This window comes from Gordonia sp. AC31 (assembly GCF_031844505.1).
GTDB lineage: Bacteria > Actinomycetota > Actinomycetes > Mycobacteriales > Mycobacteriaceae > Gordonia > Gordonia hongkongensis.
Window position 1 is genome coordinate 408,567 of sequence record NZ_JAUZVK010000001.1, and the last position, 20,976, is coordinate 429,542.

At 69.5% G+C, this 20,976-nt stretch carries 21 protein-coding genes; 6 read left to right on the forward strand and 15 right to left on the reverse strand.

Annotated features, from left to right (window positions below; genetic code table 11):
* Positions 1–29 precede the first annotated feature (29 nt).
* The 8 genes from Q9R39_RS01915 to Q9R39_RS01950 all read right to left on the reverse strand — a co-directional run bounded on the left by Q9R39_RS01915 (position 30) and on the right by Q9R39_RS01950 (position 7,817).
* Positions 30–1,046, reverse strand: a complete 1,017-nt coding sequence (locus Q9R39_RS01915) for a vitamin-B12 independent methionine synthase (RefSeq protein ID WP_058252198.1) — start codon at positions 1,044–1,046, stop codon at positions 30–32.
* Complete coding sequence (gene mnmA / locus Q9R39_RS01920) at positions 1,043–2,161, reverse strand: tRNA 2-thiouridine(34) synthase MnmA (RefSeq protein WP_058252159.1); 1,119 nt, start codon at positions 2,159–2,161, stop codon at positions 1,043–1,045. Before mnmA ends, Q9R39_RS01915 begins: the two co-directional genes overlap by 4 nt.
* Positions 2,161–3,381, reverse strand: a complete 1,221-nt coding sequence (locus Q9R39_RS01925) for a cysteine desulfurase family protein (RefSeq protein WP_311277016.1) — start codon at positions 3,379–3,381, stop codon at positions 2,161–2,163. Before Q9R39_RS01925 ends, mnmA begins: the two co-directional genes overlap by 1 nt.
* 69 nt (positions 3,382–3,450) lie before the next feature.
* On the reverse strand, positions 3,451–3,930 hold the full coding sequence (locus Q9R39_RS01930; RefSeq protein ID WP_311277017.1) for a DUF4334 domain-containing protein: 480 nt from the start codon (positions 3,928–3,930) through the stop codon (positions 3,451–3,453).
* 63 nt (positions 3,931–3,993) lie between these two features.
* A complete protein-coding gene (locus tag Q9R39_RS01935) occupies positions 3,994–4,938 on the reverse strand; it encodes a lysophospholipid acyltransferase family protein (protein WP_311277018.1) in 945 nt (314 codons plus the stop codon).
* Positions 4,935–5,921, reverse strand: a complete 987-nt coding sequence (locus Q9R39_RS01940; RefSeq protein WP_159371951.1) for a GNAT family N-acetyltransferase — start codon at positions 5,919–5,921, stop codon at positions 4,935–4,937. The genes Q9R39_RS01935 and Q9R39_RS01940 overlap by 4 nt, the downstream gene beginning before the upstream one ends.
* A gap of 100 nt (positions 5,922–6,021) precedes the next feature.
* Complete coding sequence (locus Q9R39_RS01945; RefSeq protein ID WP_058252164.1) at positions 6,022–6,978, reverse strand: electron transfer flavoprotein subunit alpha/FixB family protein; 957 nt, start codon at positions 6,976–6,978, stop codon at positions 6,022–6,024.
* A gap of 53 nt (positions 6,979–7,031) precedes the next feature.
* The gene (locus Q9R39_RS01950; RefSeq protein ID WP_004019278.1) at positions 7,032–7,817 is read right to left on the reverse strand and encodes an electron transfer flavoprotein subunit beta/FixA family protein; all 786 of its coding nucleotides are present in this window, start codon (positions 7,815–7,817) and stop codon (positions 7,032–7,034) included.
* 186 nt (positions 7,818–8,003) lie between these two features.
* Here Q9R39_RS01950 and Q9R39_RS01955 point away from each other — a divergent pair, with 186 nt between their 5' ends.
* Genes Q9R39_RS01955 through Q9R39_RS01965 form a run of 3 tightly spaced genes read left to right on the forward strand, consistent with a single transcriptional unit; the run spans position 8,004 to position 11,637 of the window.
* A complete protein-coding gene (locus tag Q9R39_RS01955; RefSeq protein ID WP_058252165.1) occupies positions 8,004–8,822 on the forward strand; it encodes a bifunctional 2-polyprenyl-6-hydroxyphenol methylase/3-demethylubiquinol 3-O-methyltransferase UbiG in 819 nt (272 codons plus the stop codon).
* A 2-nt stretch (positions 8,823–8,824) separates the two neighbouring features.
* Positions 8,825–10,387: a glycoside hydrolase family 57 protein gene (locus Q9R39_RS01960; RefSeq protein ID WP_311277019.1), complete on the forward strand. Its 1,563-nt coding sequence runs from the start codon at positions 8,825–8,827 to the stop codon at positions 10,385–10,387.
* Positions 10,384–11,637, forward strand: coding sequence for a glycosyltransferase family 4 protein (locus Q9R39_RS01965; protein ID WP_311277020.1), 1,254 nt, complete (start codon positions 10,384–10,386; stop codon positions 11,635–11,637). The genes Q9R39_RS01960 and Q9R39_RS01965 overlap by 4 nt, the downstream gene beginning before the upstream one ends.
* A 91-nt stretch (positions 11,638–11,728) precedes the next feature.
* On the opposite strand, the gene Q9R39_RS01970 is transcribed toward Q9R39_RS01965, so the two are convergent.
* Complete coding sequence (locus Q9R39_RS01970) at positions 11,729–12,475, reverse strand: acyltransferase (protein ID WP_058252168.1); 747 nt, start codon at positions 12,473–12,475, stop codon at positions 11,729–11,731.
* Positions 12,476–12,602: 127 nt separating this feature from the next.
* On the opposite strand from Q9R39_RS01970, the gene Q9R39_RS01975 reads away from it, so the two are divergent.
* The gene (locus tag Q9R39_RS01975; protein ID WP_311277021.1) at positions 12,603–13,940 is read left to right on the forward strand and encodes a PQQ-binding-like beta-propeller repeat protein; all 1,338 of its coding nucleotides are present in this window, start codon (positions 12,603–12,605) and stop codon (positions 13,938–13,940) included.
* A 70-nt stretch (positions 13,941–14,010) separates the two neighbouring features.
* Here the strand turns inward: Q9R39_RS01975 and Q9R39_RS01980 are convergent, their stop codons facing one another.
* The 3 genes from Q9R39_RS01980 to Q9R39_RS01990 form a co-directional block, all read right to left on the reverse strand.
* Positions 14,011–15,210: a THUMP-like domain-containing protein gene (locus Q9R39_RS01980; protein ID WP_311277022.1), complete on the reverse strand. Its 1,200-nt coding sequence runs from the start codon at positions 15,208–15,210 to the stop codon at positions 14,011–14,013.
* Between the two features lie 19 nt (positions 15,211–15,229).
* Positions 15,230–16,204: a class I SAM-dependent methyltransferase gene (locus tag Q9R39_RS01985; protein WP_068970704.1), complete on the reverse strand. Its 975-nt coding sequence runs from the start codon at positions 16,202–16,204 to the stop codon at positions 15,230–15,232.
* Positions 16,205–16,266: 62 nt separating this feature from the next.
* Positions 16,267–17,055, reverse strand: a complete 789-nt coding sequence (locus Q9R39_RS01990) for an enoyl-CoA hydratase/isomerase family protein (protein ID WP_058252172.1) — start codon at positions 17,053–17,055, stop codon at positions 16,267–16,269.
* 127 nt (positions 17,056–17,182) lie between these two features.
* Between Q9R39_RS01990 and ligD the strand changes: the two genes are divergently transcribed.
* A complete protein-coding gene (ligD, locus tag Q9R39_RS01995) occupies positions 17,183–18,163 on the forward strand; it encodes a non-homologous end-joining DNA ligase (RefSeq protein WP_311277023.1) in 981 nt (326 codons plus the stop codon).
* On the opposite strand, the gene Q9R39_RS02000 is transcribed toward ligD, so the two are convergent.
* Positions 18,144–18,548, reverse strand: coding sequence for a MarR family winged helix-turn-helix transcriptional regulator (locus Q9R39_RS02000; RefSeq protein WP_068970715.1), 405 nt, complete (start codon positions 18,546–18,548; stop codon positions 18,144–18,146). The genes ligD and Q9R39_RS02000 overlap by 20 nt on opposite strands.
* 101 nt (positions 18,549–18,649) lie before the next feature.
* Here Q9R39_RS02000 and Q9R39_RS02005 point away from each other — a divergent pair, with 101 nt between their 5' ends.
* A complete protein-coding gene (locus Q9R39_RS02005; protein ID WP_068970705.1) occupies positions 18,650–19,249 on the forward strand; it encodes a maleylpyruvate isomerase family mycothiol-dependent enzyme in 600 nt (199 codons plus the stop codon).
* A 12-nt stretch (positions 19,250–19,261) separates the two neighbouring features.
* Here the strand turns inward: Q9R39_RS02005 and Q9R39_RS02010 are convergent, their stop codons facing one another.
* Both Q9R39_RS02010 and Q9R39_RS02015 read right to left on the reverse strand, forming a co-directional pair.
* A complete protein-coding gene (locus tag Q9R39_RS02010; protein WP_068970706.1) occupies positions 19,262–20,089 on the reverse strand; it encodes an NUDIX domain-containing protein in 828 nt (275 codons plus the stop codon).
* The gene (locus Q9R39_RS02015; protein WP_311277024.1) at positions 20,090–20,926 is read right to left on the reverse strand and encodes an ABC transporter ATP-binding protein; all 837 of its coding nucleotides are present in this window, start codon (positions 20,924–20,926) and stop codon (positions 20,090–20,092) included.
* Positions 20,927–20,976 lie beyond the last annotated feature (50 nt).

Sequence of the window (20,976 nt, forward strand, 5' to 3'; positions counted from 1 at the left end):
GGTCTACGACGTCGGACCCGCAGGGGTTTTCAGAGCGCGGAGGGATCGCTGCCGAGCAGCTGACCGGCCTCCGCGGTGATCGCCAAGGCCGTCTTGGCCCACTTCGCCGACGCGCCGGCCAGACCACAGGTCGGCGTCACGATCACGTTGTCCGACAACACTTTGCGGTCCAGTCCGATGCGGTCGGTCAACGCGGCGAGTTCGGTCGCCACGTGTTCGGCGGCCAGCGGACGATCGGGTGCGGTCGACGGCACACGACCCGCGAGCAGGACGCCGCCGCGGTCGACGAGCATCCCGATCCCGTCGAGATCGGTCGCCGACGGTGTGGTGATGTCGATCGAATACGCAACCCCGGGAAGATGTTCGAGGAGATCCCACCGCGGTGTGCCGCAATCGTGCAAGACCACCGGGACGCCGACGTGGTCGACGAGTTCGGTGAGTGCGCGAGCCACCTCGACCGCCGGTATCGCCCGGATGGGGTCGAAGCGGGTCAGCGGCTTCACCGTGCCGTCGATGACCTGGCCGACCATCGGCTCGTCGAGCTGGACCACCACGCGCGCACCGAGCCGGCGTTCCACCTCGGCGACGTGCTCGCGCACACCCTCCGCCGTCGACTCGACGATGTCGCGGACGGCACCGTGGTCTTTCAGGACTCGTTGCCCGTTCGTCAGCTCGACAGATGCCGAGGTGGTGAACGGACCGGCCACCTGCACCTTGAAGGCGCGGCCGGTACCGATGAAACCCGCTGTCTCCCACAGCTCCTCGACGACGTCGAGGTCCTCGGCAAGCAGGTCCGCGGCGCGTCGGGCCAGACGGGAGTGGCGTTGCGCCAGCCGGTAACCCCATGTCGCGGTGTCCATCGGCAGGTCGACGAGGATCGCCGCCATCCGGCCGATCAGATCCGCACCGATACCTCGCGCGGGCAGTTCGACGAGGTGGGCGAGATCGAGTTCGCCGTTCACCACCGCGGCGGCGGCACGTGCGTCGGTGCCGGGCATCGACCCCACGCCGGTGCCCACTCCGGTGGGCAGTGCCGCTCCGGTCACCGAGACGCGACGACGGTCGGCTGCGACGAGGTGGTGGCGATGCGTCCGCACCCGACGACCTGGTCGCCGCGTCGGGCATCGGGCAGGTACAGCACCGCGGCCTGACCGCGGGCGACGCCGGTGAGCGGCTCCTGCAGCGCGATGTCGATACCGGGTTCACCGTCGATCGTGGTGGCGGTCGCGCGCACCGGCGCGAGCCCGCCGTGGGCTCGGACCTGCACCATCGCGTCGAAGGGCTCGTCCGGAGTGACCCCGGAGGTCCACACCGCACGCGTCGCGGTGATGCCCCAGACCTGCAGATCGGCTGCCGTCCCGACCGTCACCGTTCCCGAATCCGGGTCGATCTCGGTGACATAGCGGGGCTTGCCGTCGGCGGCCGGCGCCTCGACCCCCAGGCCCTTGCGCTGCCCGATGGTGAAGCCGTGGACCCCGTCGTGCTCGGCGAGGCGCTCGCCCGACGTCGCGTCCACGATCGCGCCCGGCCGGACACCGATGCGGGCTCCGAGGAACGCGCGGGTGTCTCCGCTCGGGATGAAGCAGATGTCGTGGGAGTCCGGCTTGTCCGCGACGGCCAGGCCGCGCCGGGCCGCCTCGGCCCGGATCTCGGACTTCGGGGTGTCACCGATCGGGAACATCGCCCGCGACAACTGATCACGCGTCAGCACGGCCAGCACATACGACTGGTCCTTGTCGGCGTCGACCGCTCGTCGTAACTCGCCGTCGGTCAGCTGCGCGTAGTGACCGGTGGCCAGCGCGTCGAAGCCGAGCGCCATCGCCTTGTCGGCGAGGGCCGCGAACTTGATCTTCTCGTTGCATGTAAGGCACGGGTTCGGGGTGCGTCCGGCCGCGTAGGCCTCGACGAACTCGTCGATCACATCGTCCTTGAACCGGTCGGCGAAATCCCAGACGTAGAACGGGATTCCGAGGACATCGGCGGCGCGGCGGGCGTCAGAGGCGTCCTCGCGTGAGCAGCATCCGCGCGAACCGGTGCGCAGCGCACCCGGAGCCGTCGACAACGCCAGATGAACTCCGACCACCTCGTGACCGGCCTCGACCGCCCGGGCCGCGGCGACCGCCGAGTCGACGCCGCCGCTCATCGCTGCCAGTACGCGCATCAGGAGATCCTTCCGCCGGGGACCGAGACCAGGCCGGCCGCCCGCGCCCGGTCGACGACCTCGTCGATGACCGCGGCGACCGCGTCGACGTCGGCCTCGGTGGTGGTGTGGCCGAGGGAGAACCGCAGCGACGACCGGGCGTCGGCCATGTCGAGCCCCATGGCGAGCAGCACATGGCTGGCCTGCGCCACCCCGGCCGTACAAGCTGACCCGGTCGAACACTCGACGCCCTTGGCGTCGAGAAGCATGAGCAGCGAGTCACCCTCACAGCCGGCGAACGACACGTGCACGTTCCCCGGGAGGCGACCATCGCCGTCGGCACCGTTGCGCACCGTTCCGTCGACGCCGAGGAGGATCTCGGTAAGCCGGGTCTGCAGGGCGCGGACGTGCGCGGTGTTCTCGTCGAGGTGCTCGACGCACCACGACAGTGCGGCGGCCATGCCGGCCGCACCGGCGACGTCCTGGGTTCCCGAGCGCACGTCGCGTTCGTGGCCGCCGCCGTGCAGCAGCGGCACACACCCGACATCGCGACCCAGCAGCAGGGCGCCGACACCCTGCGGCCCGCCGAACTTGTGGGCGGTCAGGCTGAGCGCCGAGAGGCCGCTCGCGGCGAAATCGACCGGCAGATGACCGACCGCCTGTATCGCGTCGGAATGCACCGGGACGCCGAATTCGGACCCGACCGCGGCGAGCTCGGCGATCGGCTGGATCGTGCCGACCTCGTTGTTGGCCCACATCAGCGAGATGAGAGCGGTCTCGGCAGCGTGCTCCTCGAGCTCCGCGCGCAGGTCGGCGGGCGAGACGACACCGTCGGCGTCGACCGGGAGCAGTACGAGCTCGGCGCCGGCCTGCTCGGCCAGCCACTGTGCGGGGTCGAGGACGGCGTGATGTTCGATCGCCGAGGTGACGATCCGGCGACGGCGCGGGTCGGCGTTCCGCTGCGACCAGTAGATCCCCTTGACCGCCAGGTTGTCGGCCTCGGTGCCGCCGCCGGTGAAGACGACCTCGGAGGGCCGGGCACCGACCGCCGCGGCGATGGCCTCGCGCGCCTCCTCGAGCCGACGACGGGCGGTGCGACCGGATCCGTGCAGCGACGAGGCGTTACCCGGCTGTGCGAAGACGGCCGTCATCGCCTCGACGGCTTCGGGCAGCATCTGCGTCGAAGCGGCGTGGTCGAGGTAGACAGGCGCCTTCACGGGCGGTCGGCTTGGCACGGGCATCGCTAGCAAGGATAAACGCGCGTAGGTCGCCGACAAATTCCGCGATCGGACGCGGAACGACAGCCCGTCTCAGACCCGCTCGAGGTAGAAGTACAAGTGACGGCCGTCGATGACTCCGCCTTTGCCGTTCATGATCCCCATCACCGTGGTGTCGTCGACGCGCTTGAAGTGGTCGATGACCGGCTGACCGTCGTAGACCATCGACGCGGTGATCTCGCCGCGGAACTCGATCGCCCAGAGGCTGGCCTCGCCCTTGCCGAGTTTGGTGTTGGAGTAGAGGTTGCCGTTCTCGTCGCGGCACACCAGCGGCTGGACGTCGCTGCGTGAGGTGAACGTCTTGCCGAACCAGTTGGCTTTCGCAAGCGCGCCGTTGATGGCGTGGCCGGTGGTGAACTCGCCACCCTTCCATGCGCCGAGCATCTCCTCGGGCCGCAGCGGCGACAGTCCCGCCCACACGGTGTCGAGGTCGGCGTCGTCGACTTGGCCGTCGACGTCCCGGAGTTCGAAGAACTTGGCGCGCGCGGCTTCTCGGGTCTGAGTGGACGTCATCGTCGGCCTCCTGCAAGTACGCGGTTGATCGTCCGCGGAGCTGCGGACGGCTACCGGAGAAACCTATATCAGGGAACGGATGATGTCACTTTCCGCGGCCGGGGACCGCCCCGCCACGACGCGCTCACACCGACGCGCCAACTCGCGGCGATCTACGCCGGGTTCCTCGGGCGGGTGGATGACCATGGTCACGACGAGGCCACGCGCCCGCAGGACCCGCCGCAGCGTGTCGGCCGGGGTGTCGGCGCCGATGAAGCTCGGTGCCGTCGCGGTGGTCCCGTCGCTGCCGACGAAGCGCAATTTCACCGGCACGACCGGCACGTCTGCATCGATCGCGGCCTGGAAGAACGCGGGTCGGAACGCACCGGCCGAGCGGCCGCAGTACGTCGTGCCCTCGGGGAACACGATCACCGACGAGTCGCGGTGCAGCCGCCCGGCCACGTCGCCGACCGTCCCCGGCAGACCGCGGAGGGTGCCGCGGTCGACGGCGATGACGCCGAACCGGCGCGCGAGGGACGACACCACCGGCATCCCGACGACATCGGATTTGGCCACCACGTCGGCAGGGCTGATCAGCGCGAGCGCCAAGACGTCGAGGAACGAGATGTGGTTGGCGACCACGAGTCCGGCGCGGGCCGGGCCACAGCGCCGGTCCTCGACGCGGACGGCGATACCCAGGGCCGCCAGCAGTGCACCCGACGCGGGTCGACGCAGGGGGCGCGGCGGTCGACGACGCAACCGCGCCACTGCGCCGGCGGTCAGCGCCGCCCAGACGATCCACACCACGACCACGACGAGTCGGCACAGACGCCAGGCGACGATCGTCGCGCCGGTGACCGCGTCGAACCGCCCGGCCCGCGGTGCACCGATGCAACCGTCGCCACAGGTGCTGATCGGAAACCACGGGTGCGCGAGCGCACCGGCCGGGCGGGCAGGCGGACACGCGGCGTGTTCCCGTCGGGGACGCTGCGAGCGGGGTGCGACCGGACCGACCAGCAGGATGGTCATCGTGCCGCGCCCCCGGGCTCCGGCGTGGCATCCGCGCGGGCCGAACCCAGCCGTCGGGCACTCGATCGCAGCCGGTCGAGGTATCGCTTGTTGGCCCCTTCGCGGTCGAGCAGGGTCAGGAAATCCGCGACGTCGAAGACGTCGTCGACCGCCGGCTCGCCACAGATGCGGGCGCCGAGGCGGAGGTATCCACGCATCAGTGCCGGCATCGCGACCGTGTCGGACGGCACGATGTCGTCGAGCAGGCGTCCGCCGATGCGCGCCGGCGCCAGCGGGTGAGCGCGGCGCTCGGGGTCCTGGTGGTCGTCGCGCAGACGATCGCGCAGTGCGCGCAGCGACGACCCCGGCAGCCATTCACCCGGCGTGTGCAGGGGCACCGACACACAGCCCATCAGGTATCGCAGGTCGGCGTCGTCCATGTACTGCAGCAGCGCCGCCCACATCAGCGCGGTCACCGACCCGTCGCGGTACTCGGAGTGGACACACGCTCGACCCAATTCGACGGTGGCGGAGACGATGTCGTTCATCTCGCGGAGGTCGAACTCGGTGGCCGAGTACCAGCCGCCGGCGGCGATCGCCCGCGCCGGGGAGAGCAGGCGCGCACACCCGACGACCCCGTCGTCGGCGTGGCGGACGATGAGGTGCTCGCAGAAGGCGTCGAACCGGTCGGCATCCCGTCCGGTGACCGCGTCACCGATGCGGTTGGAGAAGCCGGGTTCGTCGGCGAAGACGCGATACCGCAGTTCCTGGGCGGCGACGATGTCGGCGGGATCGTCGGACACGAGGACCCGGATGGGCCCCGCGGTGAGCAGGGTCGTCGGCACGGCCCGCGAGAACCGAGCGCGCGCGACATGGCTGGTGCGGACTGGCGACTGCATGGCGTTCATGACTCGAATGGAAACGAGACCGGGCATCGGCAGGACCACCGCAGCGTGTCGTGTCGGTGCGGGTTCGATGAACTCGGGCCGCCACCGGATGAACAGGCCTCGCCACGGCCACCTGCGGGTGAACGACCCCCGAACGCACGGTGACCCCCGACGGGGAGTCGGGGGTCACCGGGTTCTGCAGTTGATCAGCTCATGATCACTTGCGCTTCTTGACCTCTTCGGTCAGCTGCGGCGCGACGTTGAACAGATCGCCGACGACGCCGTAGTCGGCGATCTCGAAGATCGGGGCCTCTTCGTCCTTGTTGACGGCCACGATCGTCTTCGAGGTCTGCATGCCGGCGCGGTGCTGGATGGCGCCCGAGATGCCCAGTGCGACGTACAGCTGCGGCGACACGGTCTTACCGGTCTGACCGACCTGGAACTGACCGGGGTAGTAACCGGAGTCGACGGCCGCGCGCGAAGCGCCCACGGCGGCACCGAGCACGTCGGCGAGTTCTTCGACGACGGAGAACTTCTCGGCGCTGCCGACACCGCGACCACCCGAGACGACGATCGACGCCTCGGTCAGTTCGGGACGATCGCCGCCGACGTTCGGCTCGACCTTGGTGATCTTGACCGCGCCCTCGTCCTGAGCCGGGACCTCGACGTCGACACGCTCGCCGGCGCCGGCCTGCGGAGCGGCCTCGACGCCACCGGGGCGGATCGAGAAGACCGGGACCTCACCCTTGGCCTGGGCGTCGACGGTGTAGGCGCCACCGAAGATGGAGTGGATGCCCACGCCGCCTTCCTTGACGTCGACGATGTCGGCGAGGACGCCCGAGCCGAGGCGCACGGCCAAGCGGCCGGCGATCTCCTTGCCGTCGGCGGTGGCCGCGACGAGGATGCCGGCCGGCGAGGCGGTCTCGGCGATCGAGGCCAGCACGTCGACCTGCGGGGTGATGAGGTAGCTACCCGCATCGTCGGACTCGGCGACGTAGATCTTCTCCGCGCCGGCCTCCTTGAGTCCGTCGAGGATGCCGTCGGCCGAGCCGGGCTTGCCGACGACGACCGCCGACGGGGTGCCGAGTGCGCGGGCGGCGGTGATGAGCTCGCTGGTGACCTTCTTCAGGGCGCCTTCGGCGTCCTGTTCCACGAGAACGAGTACTTCTGCCATGGTGGTTTTCTCCTGAATGTCTGGGGGTTCGCCGGTGGTCTGCGTGGAGAAGGTCAGATGATCTTCTGGCCGACCAGGTACTCGGCGACCTTGGTGCCGCCGTCGCCTTCGTCGGTGACGCGCTCGCCCGCGGTCTTCGGCGGCTTCGGGGTGTTCGCCGTCACGACCGAGCCGGCGTTCTCCAGGCCCACATCGCTTGCCTCGACGTCGATCTCGGCGAGGGTCAGGACGGTGACCTCCTTCTTCTTGGCGGCCATGATGCCCTTGAAGGAGGGGAAGCGCGGTTCGTTGATCTTCTCGTTCACGCTGACGATGGCCGGCAGGCTGGCCTCGACGTGGAAGATGCCGTCGTCGGTCTCCCGCTCGCCCTTGAGGGTCTCGCCCTCCAGGGTCAGCTTGCGCAGGTGGGTCAGGTGCGGGAGCTCGAGGTACTCGGCGATCATGGCCGGGATGGCGCCGACGCGACCGTCGGTGGCCTCGTTGCCGGCGATGACCAGCTCGACACCCTCGACCGTGCCGAGCGCCCGGGCCAGCACGTAGGCGGTCTGGACCGCGTCTGAGCCGTGCATGAGGTCGTCCTTGATGTGGATCGCCTTGTCGGCGCCCATGGACAGGGCCTTGCGGATGGCGTCGGTGGCGCGCTCGGGACCCGCCGTCAGGATGGTGACCTCACCGCCGTCGGCCTCCTTGATCTTCAGCGCTTCCTCGACGGCGCGCTCGTTGATCTCGTCCAGGACGGCGTCGGCGGCCTCACGGTCCAGGGTGTAGTCGTCGTCGGACAACTTGCGCTCGGACCATGTGTCGGGAACCTGCTTGATCAGTACGACAATGTTTGTCATGGGTCTACGTCGACCTCCTGCATCGGGTTCGGCAACTTACCGGCGGGTAAGGCCATGGGTCCCCACCACTTTAGCGTCTCCTATGTTTCCACTAAACATCGACTACCTCACACAATGCACGCTACCGTTCGCTCGCTCGGTACGACGGCCCCGGCGGTCCCCGGGGCATGCCCTACTCTCTGTCAGATGACTGACGCAGACCTCGGATCGTCGCGCGGGACGGCAACCACTGGTCTCGAGGCGCTCGACACCGACCAGCAATTGGCGCTGACCGGCGAGCGGACGGTCCCGGGGATTCCCGCCGAGAACTACTGGTTCCGGCGCCACGAGATCGCCTACCGCCACATCGCCGACCGGTGCGCGGGCCACGACGTCCTCGAAGCCGGCTCCGGTGAGGGGTACGGCGCCGCGATGATCGCCGACGCCGGGGCGTCGTCGGTGGTCTGCGTCGACTACGACGCCGCCGCGGTCGAACACACCCGACGCCGCTATCCCCAGCTCGTCGTCCACCAGGGCAACCTCGTCGACCTCCCCCTCGCCGACGCCTCGGTCGACATCGTGGTCAACTTCCAGGTCATCGAACACCTCTGGGATCAGCCGCGATTCGTCGCCGAATGCCACCGCGTGCTGCGTCCGGGCGGGGTCCTGGTCATGTCGACGCCCAACCGCATCACCTTCTCCCCCGGTCGCGACACACCGCTCAACCCGTTCCACACCCGTGAGCTCGACGCGGCCGAACTCACCGAACTGCTTCTCGACGGCGGCTTCGTGATCGACGCGATGTGGGGAGTCGTGCACGGACCGCGACTTCGCGCCCTGGACACCAGATGGGGCGGTTCGCTCATCGACGCCCAGATCGAGCGTGCGCTCGCCGGCGTGCCCTGGCCGGACGAGCTGGCCGCGGATGTCGCCGGCGTGGTCGCCGCAGATTTCGACGTCGTCGATTCCGGCGTGTACGACATCGACGCCTCGCTCGACCTGTTCGCCGTCGCGTTGCGGGGCTGAGGGTGACCACCCGCACCGAACCCGTCGCGGGCCAGTTCACGCTGGTCCTGCACTCGCATCTGCCGTGGCTGGCCAATCACGGACGTTGGCCGGTCGGCGAGGAGTGGCTGTATCAGTCGTGGGCCGCGTCGTACCTGCCGCTGTTCGACATGCTCGAGCGGCTGGCCGCCGACGGTTTCACCGACCAGCTCTCCCTCGGGATCACGCCGGTGCTGGCCGCGCAGCTCGACGATCCGCACTGTGCGTCGTCGATGTACGAGTGGCTCGCCGACTGGCAGCTCCGGGCCACGCAGGCAGCGATGTCCCGCGACGCCGACCGAGCCGCGGCGGGCCGCCGTGACTACCTCGACGCCCAGCGCGCGCTGGACACCTTTGCGTCCCGATGGCGTCACGGCGCGTCGCCACTGATCCGCGGACTGGCCTCGAGCGGCGTCGTCGAGATCCTGGGCGGCCCCCTGGCCCACCCGTTCGCACCGCTGCTCGACCCGCGACTGCGCCGGTTCTCGCTGACCGAGGGGCTCGCGGACGCCCATGCGCGGTGGGGTTTCGATCCGACCGGGATCTGGGCACCCGAGTGCGCCTTCGCGCCGGGGATGGAAATGGAGTACGACCGCGCGGGCGTGCGCCACTTCATGGTCGACGGGCCCGCCTTGCACGGCGACACCGCGCTGGGACGCCCCGTCGGCGACAGCGCCGTCGTCGCCTACGGACGTGACCTGAAGGTGAGCTATCGCGTCTGGTCGCCGAAGTCGGGCTATCCGGGTCATGGCGCCTATCGGGATTTCCACACCTATGACCACGAGACCGGGCTCAAGCGGTTCCGGGTCACCGGCCGGACCGTGTCCGGGCAGGACAAGAAGCCCTACGACCCGGCGCGCGTCGACGCGGTTCTGGGCCGGCACGTCGAGGACTTCGTCGCGCATGTGCGGCAGCGTCTGGTCGACGAGTCCGCGCGGATCGGCCGGCCCGCGCTGGTGGTCGCCGCGTTCGACACCGAATTGTTCGGGCACTGGTGGCATGAGGGCCCGGTCTGGCTGGATCGGGTGCTGCGACGTCTGCCCGAGGTCGGGGTCACCGTCGGGACACTCGCGGGCGCAACGCAGGCCGGGCTCGTCGGCGCGCCCATCGACCTCCCCAGGTCGTCGTGGGGGTCGGGTAAGGACTGGCGGGTGTGGAACGGTCCGGCCGTGCAGCACCTGGTCGACCTGAACGCCGAGGTCACCGAGACGGCGCTCGACGCGGTCGCCAAGCTGCGGCAACACGGGAGTGCACGCAGCCGGGTCGCCGATCAGATCGTGCGCGAGGCGCTGCTGACCGTGTCCTCGGACTGGCCGTTCATGGTGTCGAAGGACACCGCGGCGCAGTACGCTGTGTCGCGAGCTCACACGCATGCGCATGCCACCCGCGAGATCAGCGACGCGGCGATGCGGGGCCGCGACGACGCAGCCGAGACGCTCGCCGCCGCCTGGGCGCGTGCCGACAATCTCTTTCCCGCACTCGATGCGCGCCGGCTGCACACGGCTCTGACCGCCGACCGGGTCGGTGTCGAGGGGGGAATCCGATGAAGGTGTTGTTCGTGTCGTGGGAGTACCCACCGGTGGTGGTGGGCGGACTCGGCCGGCATGTCCATCACCTCGCCACCGAGATGGCCGCCGCCGGGCACGACGTGGTGGTGCTGACCCGGCGTCCGTCGGGGACCGATGCGGTGACTCATCCGACGACGGACACCGTCGTCGAAGGTGTCCGGGTTCTGGCCGTCGCCGAGGACCCGCCGGAGTTCGAGTTCGGGCAGGACATGATGGCCTGGACGCTGGCCATGGGGCATGCCTTCGTGCGGGCGGGACTTCGGATTCTGCACGGCGCCGGGGGGTGGGTGCCGGAGGTCGTGCACGCGCATGATTGGCTGGTCGCCCACCCGGCCATCGCGCTGGCCGAATTCTTCGATGTGCCACTGGTTTCCACGATCCACGCGACGGAGGCGGGGCGGCACAGCGGCTGGGTGAGCGGTCGGACGAACCGGCAGGTGCATTCGGTCGAGTGGTGGCTGGTGTCCGAATCCGACGCTCTCATCACGTGTTCGGCGTCGATGCGCGACGAGGTGAACCGACTGTTCGGCTACGACGCCGCCGACATCACGGTGATCCACAACGGCATCGACATCCGTACGTGGCCGTTCGCCGAACGCGCTCGGACGAGCGGTCCCGCCGAGCTGCTGTTCGCGGGTCGGCTCGAATACGAGAAGGGCGTGCAGGATCTGCTCGCGGCGCTCCCCCGGATCCGCCGCAGCCATCCGGGTACGACGCTGACGATCGCCGGTGACGGCACCCAGCGGGACTGGCTGATCGAGCAGGCGCGCAAGCATCGGGTCGGCAAGGCGGTGCGGTTCGTCGGCCCGGTCGACCACACCGAGCTGGTGACGCTGATGCACCGCTGCGACGCCATCGTGCTACCGAGTCGCTACGAGCCGTTCGGGATCGTGGCGCTGGAGGCGGCGGCGACCGGCGTGCCCTTGATCGTGTCCACGGCCGGGGGTCTGGGTGAGGCGGTTCGCGAGCCGGACACCGGGCTGACGTTCGAGCCCGCGGATGTCGCCGGACTGGCCGCGGCGGTCCGGGCCACGCTGTCCGATCCGGGCGCGGCCGCGCAGCGAGCACTGCGGGCCCGGGCGCGGCTCACCGCGGAGTTCTCCTGGGCCGAGGTCGCCGAGCGCACCGCGAGCGTGCACCTCGCCGCGAAGCGTCGAGTCCGGCACGCGATCGGACGGCCCGACATCCCGGAACGCCCGCTGCCCGAACGGGACCCGGGGCAGGCATAGCCCCTGCTCCCTGAGGAGCCCGGAGCCTGCGGAACGCCTCCACCCCCTGCTCCCTGAGGAGCCCGGAGCCTGCGGAGGGCGTCACGAAGGGTCACTCCCGCTCGGCCGCGGCCTTCTTCCGTTCGATGTCGGCGAGGGCGCGTTCGAGTTCGGCGCGTTCGGCGGCGTTCGAGGCCCAGTCGTCCATCCGGTTCTTGACCACCCGGGCGGGGGCGCCGACCGCGATGGCGTAGTCGGGGATGACGCCCTTGACCACCGCGTGCGAGCCGAGCACGCATCCTCGCCCGACGATGGTGTTGCGCAGCACCGACACCTTGGCCGCGACCCACGTGTCCGGCCCGATGCGCACCGGGCCCTTCACGATGCCCTGGTCTTTGATCGGCAGCGTGATGTCGTCCATCTTGTGGTCGAAGTCGCAGATGTAGCACCAGTCGGCGATGAGGGTGGAACCGCCGATCTCGAGGTCGAGGTAGGAGTTCACCACGTTGTTGCAGCCGAAGACGGTCTTGTCGCCGATGCGGAGGCTGCCCTCGTGGCAGCGGATGGAGTTGCCGTCGCCGATGTGGACCCAGCGACCGATCTCCATGCGCGCGAGTTCCGGCGTCGCGTGGATCTCGACGTTGCGCCCGAGGAACACCATGCCCCGCAGCACGATGTGCGGATTGGCGAGGCGGAACCGCGCCAGGCGGTAGTAGCGCACGAGGTACCACGGTGTGTACGCCCGGTTGCGTCTGATCCAGCGCAGCGAGTCCAGCGTGAGAAAACGCGCCTGGTCGGGGTCGCGGCGTCGGCCCGCGCGCCGGCGGGACCGGTACGACGCATTCCACATGGTGGTCATGACCAGAAACCCTAATCGACGCGATTTTCGCGCACGATAGGCTCACTGCTGGCACGGAGGGTGCCGTTCGATGGCATGCCCGGCGCCTGGACACGACGCAGAACAGGGCACGACGACGAGGAGCAGGATGGCTTTGGCACGACCGCAGGTGTCTCGACGCCGCCGATCCGCGCTGACCCGCCTGCTCGTCGCGCTGACGGCCGTGTGCTCGATGGCGCTCGCCGCCTGCTCGGACGGTCACATCGACGTCCGCTCCGTACCGAGCGTCGGATGGCCCAGCTACGGGGGTGTCCCGGGCAACGCCAACTTCGCGTATGCCGATGTGCCGGAGGACCTCACGCTGAGCTGGACACGGCCGACCGGCGGCCCGGTCACCGCGCCGGTGACGATCTCCGGCAAGGGGAACGTGGGCGTGACGTCGAATGCGGCGCAGGGATGCAACGTGCTCGTGCTCGACAGCCGCTCCGGACGCAAGAACTTCTGCAAGGACATGCGGGCCGGTGTCGAGATCAACGCGATGCTCGTCGATCAGTACGACCAGCCCTATCTCGGCGAGGAGACGACCTTCCTCGCCTTTAATGCCGGCGGCGCCATCCGCTGGCGGGCCGGCGTGATCGGGGTACCGCTGTCGGCGAAGTTCGCGGCCCCGAACGAGGTGCTGGTCGCCACCACACAGGGTCAGATCCTGCTGATCGACACCCAGCGCAACGAACTCCTCGCGCCTGAGGTGAGACTGCGCGACGACGCCGACCCCGCGCAACCGCTCCGCGGCTTCGGCGACTGCGTGAGCAACGGGCCGCAGTGCGCGATCCCCGCCCCCGCTGCCGTCGACACCGAACGAGAACGCTTCTTCCTCAACTTCTTTCCCCAGGGCGCAGCGACGTCGCAGATCCGCGCGATGAAGTACGGCGCCGTTGCCGGGAACCGCGAAGTCCGGACCGCGTGGCAGGCCGACGTCCCCAGCGGCGTCATCGGGACCCCGACGCTCTCGGCCGACGGCGCGACCGTCTATGCGTTTTCGCGCGACGGCAAGATCGTCGCCCTGAACGCCGAGGACGGATCGACGCGGTGGACCTACGACATCGGCGGCCACGGATTCGCGACGATGACCGTCTCCCCGGACGGTCTGATCATCCCGACCGGTTCGCTCGGCGCCCCGCTGACCCTGCTGCGTGATCGGGGCGATGGTGCCGAACAGGTCTGGCAGCGTACCGATCTGGCGACGGTGAGCCTGTCCGCGCTGACCCAGCAGCAGACCGCGTGGACGGTCGCCCGCGATCCCGGCAGGGACTCCCTGTCCCTGGTCGAGGTGTCCACGACCGACGGCGCGACGAAACGGACTCTGCCGCTCCCGAATTCGCGCGGTTTCGCGACCGGCGTCTCGGTGTCCTACTCCGGACAGATCGCGACCGCGACCAATCTCGGCGAGGTGTACTTCTTCGACAGCAAGGCCGATCTCGAGTAGGCGTTCGGAGAGTGCGGGATTCGTACCGGAAACCGATACCGATCCCGCACTCTGCGTGATCGGGTTCGTTTCAGAACCGGACGCCCGGCTCACAGATGAACGCGACACCCTTGCGCCCGATCCGGGTCAGCACCACCGACAACGGCCGGGAGCCCTTGAGCTTGAGCTTCTTCCGCAGCCGGTCGGGGTCGACGTCGAGTCCGCGGACGAGGATCTCGAGGGGGCCGCAGTCGAGTGCCGCGAGCGCCTTCCGGAGCGCCTTCTCGGTCACGCCCGTCTGCTCGATCACCCGGAACCCGCGGGCGCCGTCGGGGACGGAATCGCCCGTGAGATAGGCGATCTGCGGGTCGAGTTGCCAGAGCCCGAACCGGCGGGCGTAGTGCTTGACCAGCCCGGCGCGCACGATCGCCCCGTCCGGGTCGACGATCCACTCCCCCGCCTCACCGGCCGGCACGTCGTCGTCCTCGCGGTCGGTGACCTCGACCCCGGCGAGGGTTCCGTCGGGCCTCGTCCGCAGCACGGTGGCCCGCCGGCCAGGGTTCACACCCGGACCCGTCCACAGGCACGCCTCGCGCACGCCGCCGTCGAGTGAGGTGACCTGGACCTCGCCGTCGAAGCCATAGCGGTTTCGCAGCATCTGATGGTCCAGTCCGGGAGCGCATTTCACGATGAGCGTGCGACCGGGATAGGTCGTCAGCAGCTCGAAGAGCGGTGGGGTCAGCTGATCGAGCCGGAAGATGCGGCCCGCATCCGATCGCCGCGCGGGATCGGCGAGGAGCACGTCTGCGGTCGAGGTCGGGGTGAGCGCGTCCGCGACCAGCAGCGTCGCCTCCGGCACGTTGGAACGCGCCATCGCGAGCCGGACCCGGTCGATGTCGCTGCCGATGACACCCGAGATACCGTTGGCGCGCACCAGCTCCCGTAGCTCCGCCCCGATCGAACAGGTCAGGTCGTGCACCACCGATTCCGGAAACCGCGCCGCGATTTCGGCCGCACGGTGCGCGGCGACCACCGACGCGGTCGCCTGCTGCAGGGCGTCGTCGGTGAGCAGGAGCGCCTCGGCATCGCGCAGCTTCGAGCGGGCGCGCCTACGACACTGCACCGTCTCGATCAGCGCGGCGTCGTGGGGCGCGTATCGGCTGCGTACCTCGGTGATGTCGGCCAGCATCGTCGACGGGGTGAGCTCGAGGCCGGACACCGTGTCGAGCGCCTTCTCGCCGTGCCGCGACCGCAGGAACGCGACGTCGTCGAGATCGAAGGAGTAGCCCATGGCCTGACGGCGGAACCGCCTACTGCGGCTTCGTCCCCGTCACCACGACGTTGTAGAAGAACTTCGGCGGCACGACCTTCCGCAGCACGTTCTCGTCGAGCCAGGTGAGGCGCTTCCATCCGCCGAAGGCAAAGCGGGCCCAGCCCCACCCCAGCTTCTCCGGCGGGACCGCGGCCTCGAAGGTGCGGACCGGCCAGCCGAGCATCGCGGCGGCCAGTTCCTCGGTGGCGGTGGACACCTTCTGCGCGCCGGCAGCGCGGGCGATCCCGGCGAGCTCGTCGGGATCGAAGGTGTGGATGTCGACGACGGCCTCGAGCGCGGCCGCACGCGAGGACTCGTCGAGTTCCTCCTGCGGGCGCCGCCACCCCTGCAGCGGACCGAACTTCGTGACATTGGTCGTGGCGAACCACGTCGCCCGACTCATCCAGCGCGCGTAGAAGTCACCGATCGTCGACGGCTCACCCGCGAAGATGAACCGCCCGCCGGGCTTGAGGACCCGCAGCACCTCGCGCAGCGCCTGCTCGACATCGGGAATGTGGTGCAGCACAGCATGTCCGACGACGAGGTCGAAGGTGTCGTCGTCGTACGGGATCTTCTCCGCGTCGGCGACCCGGCCGTCGACATCGAGACCGAGGTTCTCCGCGTTGCGCAGGGCGACCTTGACCATGCCCGGCGAGAGGTCGGTCACCGACCCCTTCGACGCGACACCCGACTGCATCAGGTTCAGCAGGAAGAAGCCGGTGCCACAACCGAGTTCCATCGCGCGGCCGTACGGCAGGGGCTCGTCGGTGGCCACGGCGTCGAAACGGCCACGCGCGTAGTCGATGCAGCGTTCGTCGAAGCTGATCGACCACTTCTCGTCGTAGGTCTCGGCCTCCCAGTCGTGGTAGAGCACCTGGGCGAGTTTGGTGTCGGTGAGGGCAGCCTTGACCTGTTCCTCGGTGGCGTGCGGATTGGGAGCGGGATCGGTGCCCGGTGTGGCGTCGGTGGTCATGATCGCTTCCTGTGTGCGTGGTGATGGGGTGCTGTGGTCGAGGGGTACGCGGCGACGACGGCTCAGCGGCCGACGAATTCCGCCTTCCCGGGGCCGTTCTCGAGGAACGAAGTCAGACCGATGGCGCGGTCCTCGGTCGCGAACAGCGGGGCGAACAGCTGCTCCTCGATCTTGAGCCCGGTGTCGAGGTCGACGCCGAGGCCCTGGTCGACGGCCTTCTTGATCGCGGCGAGCGCCACCGAGGCGGCGCCGTCGAACTGTCCGGCCCAGGCGAGCGCGGCGTTGTAGACCTCGTCCGGCGCGACGACCTCGTCGACGAGTCCGATCGCCAGCGCCTCCGCGGCGTCGACGAAGCGGCCGGTGAACATCAGGTCCTTGGCCTTCGACGGCCCGATGAGGCGTGCCAGCCGCTGCGTGCCGCCGCCGCCGGGGATGAGACCGAGCAGGACCTCGGGCAGCCCGAGCTTCGCGTTGTCGCCCGCGATCCGTCGGTCGGCACCCAACGCGACTTCGAGGCCACCGCCGAGCGCGTACCCGGTGATGGCCGCGACGGTCGGCTTCGGGATGGCGGCGATCGCGCCGAGATCGCTCTGCAGGCGACCCGCCACCCGGCTCATCTCGGCGTAGCCGACGTCCCGCATCTCCTTGACGTCCGCGCCGGCCGCCAGGATCTTCGGGCCGCCGTACACGACGACGGCCTTGATGTCGGCGCGCACCGTGGCCTCCTCGGCCGCGGCGGCCAGTTCGGCCTGCACCTGCCGGCTCAACGCGTTCATCGGCGGCCGGTGCAGCAGGATGGTGCCGACCCCCGGATGAGCGTCGGAGCACTCGAGGGTCACGAACTCAGGCATGGTCGAAGGCTACCGGTAGGTAAGTCCGGTCGGTGCCCCAGCCCGACGACCCAGGCCGACGACCCGGCACGCACGACGCGGCCGGGAGTCCGCCGCCCACCGGCATCGGAGCCATACAGTGGCGGTCATGGCGAAAACGTCGGGTTCCGCAGGTGATCCCATCGAGCTCGAGGTCGGCGACCGCACCGTCCGGCTGTCGAGTCCCGACCGCGTCTACTTTCCCGAGCGCGGTGAGACCAAGCGCGATCTCGCCGAGTACTACCTGTCCGTCGGCGACGGGATCGTCCGTGCGCTGCGCGACCGTCCGTGCATGCTGCACCGGTTCCCCAAGGGCGTCAGCGGCAACAAGGTCCACCAGAAGCGCGTCCCCGCCGGCGCGCCGGACTGGCTGGAGACCACCGAGATCTACTTCCCGCGGTACGGCCGCACCGCCGACGAACTGTGTGTCACCGAGTTGGCGTCGGTGATCTGGGCGGTGCAGATGTCGACCGTCGAGTTCCACCCCTGGAACTCACGGCGCGACGACCCCGAGTCGCCCGACGAGTGGCGTATCGACCTCGACCCGATGCCCGACTGCACATTCCCCCGGATCCGGCGGGTGGCGCACGTCGTCGAAGAGGTTCTCGACGAACTGGGTATGCGCGGGTTCCCCAAGACCTCGGGCGGTCGCGGGCTGCACATCTACGTCCGCATCGCGCCGGAGTGGGGCTTCCCGCAGGTCCGGCGTGCGGCGCTCGCCTTCGCTCGGGAGGTCGAACGTCGGGCGCCCGACGACGTGACGACGACCTGGTGGCGCAAAGACCGCGACCCGGCGGCGGTCTTAGTCGACTACAACCAGAACACCCGCGACCACACCATGGCGTCGGCCTACTCCGTGCGCGGCAACGAGCGGGCCACCGTGTCGACGCCGATCACCTGGGCCGAGATCGACGACATCGAACCCGACGATTTCACCATCGCCACCGTGCCGGCCCGGTTCGCCGAACTCGGAGACCTGCACGCGGAGATCGACGACGTCGCGCACCGACTCGACACCCTCATCGACTGGGCCGACCGCGACGACATCGGCACCGACGAGGACGCCGAGATCATCGATATGGATCGGTGACGTCGCGTAACGATCGCAATGCCTTTTCCAGGGCGGCGAACTGGGCCTCGCCGAGATGCTCGCGCCATTCCTGCTGCTGCGCCTCGACCTCGCGCGCGGCGACCTCGCACAGGTGAACGCCCCGTTCGCTCAGCGTCACCAGCCGGGCGCGACGGTCGGACGGGTCCGACACCCGGGTCAGGTAGCCCGCCGCCTCGAGCTGGTCGACGATGCCACCCGCGGTCTGCTTGGTGACACCCGCCTGCTCGGCGAGATCGGTCAGCCGCATGGGTTCGGGTGCCAGCCGCTGAAGCACCCGGGACTGCGCCGGAGTGATGTCGTCGGCCCCTTCCTCGGCGATCCGCGCCAACACCCGGCGCTCGGTCGCGCGGTGGGCGATGAACATCAGGACGGCGATCTGCGGGTCGGACACGACGTTGACTTTAGTACGAAAACCTGACTAATATCAGTCAGGGAACCTGACTATCTGTGCGGCGGGAGCGACCGATGGACACCGACCTCATCTGGCAGCGCATCGACGAGCAACGACTCGAACTCGCCGCGCTGATCGAGACCCTCACGCCCGAGCAACTCGCCACCCCGTCGCTGTGCGACGCGTGGACGGTGCGCGACGTCGCGGTCCACCTCACCCACTCCCACACCTCGCCGGCACGAGCGATGATCGCCGCGTGCCGGTACGGATTCCGGTTCAACACGATGATCCGCGAACTCGCGCTGCGCGACGACACCACGGCGGGCGAGGCCGCTTCGAAGTTGCGCGCCATGGTCGGTTCGCGTCGGCATCCGATCGGGACGACTCCCATGGCGCCGCTGCTGGATTCGCTCCTCCACGGGCAGGACATCGCGGTACCGCTCGGACTCGACCGGCCGATGCCGACCGACGCCGCGACGGCGTGCGCCGACTACCTGTGGTCGACGGGTTTCCCGTTCCACGCACGTCGCCGAAACGAGGGACGACGCTACGTGGCCACCGACTGCGACTTCGCGGCCGGGACGGGTGAGGTCGTCGAGGCGCCGATCCGCGACATCGTCATGCTGTTCGGCGGACGGACGAACGCCGCCGGGGCACTGGCGCCCTCAACCTGACAGCGCGTCCGGTCAGAGCGTGATCTCGGGCGGCTGCTGGTCGCCGAGGGTCCGGAAGTACTCGTCGGAGCCGGGGAAACCGAGGCCGGCCAACCCGGCGCCGGGTGTCACGTTCGGCAGGATCGGTTCGATGACACGCTCGGCGTCGAGCAGTTCGTCGATGGTCGAGAACTGCGAGACGTAGTTGAGCTGCGACCATGTGGGCGGCATGAGGAAGTGCTGGCCCGCGGCCCAGGAATCGATCGCGACCCGGGCGTTCACCCACCGGGCGACCTCGGCTTCGGTGGTCTCGGCGTCGGCGTGCTGTCCGTCGGGCATCGCCGCCAGGAAGAACCGGGTGTCGTAGCGCCGCTTCTCGTTCACCGGGGTGATCCAATGCGCGAGCGGACGCAACAGATCGGCACGCAGCGTCAGTCCGCGCGCGGTGAGGAACTGCGCGAACGACAACGACTTCTCGACGAGGCGTTGCCGATCCTCGGCCAGTCCCTCCGGGTCGGCGAATGCGCCGTCGGCATCGGTCGCGAGCAGGACGCCGCACTCTTCGAACGTCTCGCGGACGGCCGCGCACACCAGGGCCTGGGCGATCTCGGCGTCGCTGCCGAATTGCCCGGCCCACCAGGTGGCCTCGGGACCCGTCCACGCCAGGTCGGCTTCGGCGTCCCGCTTGTCGACGCCGCCACCCGGGAACACCGTCATTCCCCCCGCGAAGGCCATCTGCTTGACGCGGCGTTGCAAGAAGACCTCGATGCCGTCCGCGGCGTCGCGGACGAGCACGACGGTTGCCGCATCCCGCAACGGTGCGGACACGATGTCCGGGCCCTGTTCCTGTGTCGACGTCATTCAGTTGCCTCCTGCTGCTCGACGGTGGCCACCCGCGCGGCGCCGGCGCCGCGCGAAGTACCGGCCGTCGACCTTGTCCAGAACGATCTGCTGGCGGAAGGCGGCGGTGAGGTTCTCACTCGTGAGTACCTCCTCGAGCAGCCCCTGGGCCACCACGCCACCCTCGGACAGGATCATCGCATGTGTGAAACCTTCGGGGATCTCCTCGACGTGGTGGGTGATCAGCACGATGGCCGGGGCGTCGGGGTCGGCGGCCAGACGCGCGAGACGATCGACGAGTTCTTCGCGGCCACCCAGGTCGAGCCCGGCGGCCGGTTCGTCGAGCAAGAGCAGTTCGGGGTCGGTCATCAGCGCGCGCGAGATCACGACACGCTTGCGCTCGCCCTCGGACAGCGTGCCGAAGCGACGGTCCGCGAGGTGCTCGGCGCCCATCGATTCCAGCGATTCGACGGCCTGCGCACGGTCCATGGCGTCGTAGCTCTCGCGCCACCGCCCCAGGACCGCATATCCCGCCGAGATGACGACGTCGCTGACGATCTCCTCCGGCGGCACTCGATCGACCAGCGACGGGCTCGAGACCCCGATCCGGGTCGACAGCTCGCGGATCTCGACCCGGCCGAGCTTCTCATTGAGCACGAAGGCGGTGCCCGACGTCGGGTGGATCTCCGCCCCGGCCAGGCGGATCAGCGTCGTCTTGCCCGCGCCGTTGGGTCCGATGATCACCCAGCGTTCGTCCAGTTCCACCTGCCACGACAACGGGCCGACGAGAGTCTTGCCGCCTCGAACGACGGCGACGCCGCGAAAATCGATCAAGAGGTCGGGATCGGATTCGGTCACTCCCCCATCCTGCACCACGAGGGAATGGTCGACCCGTTCGACTCACGGCA